This is a genomic window from Shinella sp. BE166, from assembly GCF_051201095.1.
GTDB lineage: Bacteria > Pseudomonadota > Alphaproteobacteria > Rhizobiales > Rhizobiaceae > Shinella > Shinella lacus.
Genome location: NZ_JBPEHL010000065.1, coordinates 1 through 1323 on the forward strand (window position 1 = coordinate 1; position 1323 = coordinate 1323).

At 67.0% G+C, this 1323-nt stretch carries 2 protein-coding genes and 1 pseudogene; all 3 read left to right on the forward strand.

What is annotated here, in order from left to right; all coding sequences use genetic code 11:
• Positions 1–207 (forward strand): annotated as a pseudogene (locus J2Y63_RS35400) (hypothetical protein); the annotation flags it as partial.
• Entirely contained in the window at positions 204–818 is a 615-nt protein-coding gene (locus tag J2Y63_RS35405) for a cytochrome c oxidase assembly protein (RefSeq protein WP_435269838.1), read from the forward strand. The pseudogene J2Y63_RS35400 and the gene J2Y63_RS35405, both read left to right, overlap by 4 nt.
• On the forward strand, positions 818–1234 hold the full coding sequence (locus tag J2Y63_RS35410) for a c-type cytochrome (RefSeq protein ID WP_435269839.1): 417 nt from the start codon (positions 818–820) through the stop codon (positions 1232–1234). The genes J2Y63_RS35405 and J2Y63_RS35410 overlap by 1 nt, the downstream gene beginning before the upstream one ends.
• The last annotated feature ends 89 nt before the right edge of the window (positions 1235–1323 follow it).

Sequence of the window (1323 nt, forward strand, 5' to 3'; positions counted from 1 at the left end):
GTTGCGCTGTCGGGCATCGTCCTCTCGGCCTATCTTGCCTGGCGGCAATGGGGTTTCGGCTCGGGCGACCCGCCGCATGACGAGCCGACCCGCAAAGACCGCCTGCTCTTCCAGGGCTTTGCGACGCTGCTGCTCTCCGGCCTGTGCTTCGTCGCAGTGGTCTTCGGCGCCGTGCCGCTGCTGCTCATCGGAGCGTGCCAGCCATGAGGACCATCGCGCTCCGCGCCGGCCTTGCGCTTCTCGGCCTTGCCCTCGTCCTCGGTCTTGGCGCAGGCTCCTTCACCGTCCATATGGTCGCGCATATGGGCATCGTCGCGGTGGCCGCGCCGCTGATCGCCTATGGCCTTGGCGGCACGCAGGGTGATCCGCCGGCAGGTTTAGCGTGGGTGACGCCAATGCTGGCCTCGCTGGTCGAGCTCGCTGTGGTCTGGTTCTGGCATGTACCGGTTCTGCGCGCGACGGCGGATGCGAGCCGGGCGCTGACGCTCGTCGAGCAGGCGAGTTTTCTCGCCGCCGGCCTGCTGCTGTGGATCACCTGTCTGCGGCCGGGCGACGGGCGGCTCGCCGGGACGATCGGCCTGCTGTTCACCTCCATGCACATGACGCTGCTCGGCGTGCTTCTGGCATTGGCGCCGCGCCCGCTTTACGGCGACGGTGCCGTCAGCTGTTTCGGCATCCCTCTTTCCGCGGCCGCCGACCAGCAGATCGGCGGCGTGGTCATGCTGATGGTGGGGGCGCTCGCCTATCTCGCCGGCGGCGTCGCCCTGCTCGCGGGCCTGCTTCGAGACGGTGAAGAGAAGATGGTGGAGGAGCGCTGATGCGGATCTGCTGGAAACACCTCACAGTTCTGCCCGTCGCCGGCATCGCGGTCGCATTTCTCGTCGCATGGAGCGGCCTGATCAGCGTCAAGGCAAGCACCGGTCATTGGAAGGTCGCGGACATTTTCCTGCACTGGGTGATGCGGTCGTCGGTCCGAACCGCCGCGATCGGCACGACGGTTCCGGCCTTCACCGAGGGCATGCTGCCGATGGCGGCCGGGCACTTCGAGACCGGGTGTGCGATCTGCCACGGCTCGCCAGCCATGCCGCGGCCCGATAGCGTCGGCAGGATGCTGCCCCCGCCGCCCGATCTCAAGGACAAGATCGCCACCTGGAGCGACGGGGAACTCTTCCAGATCGTTCAGCACGGCGTTCGCTATACCGGCATGCCAGCCTGGCCGGTCGCCGGCCGGTGACCTGAGCCCCTGAACTTCCTCCAGATTTTGGTAGAGTCCGTCGTATCAAGGAGACGGACGGAATGAAGCATTCACGGTTCACGGACGAG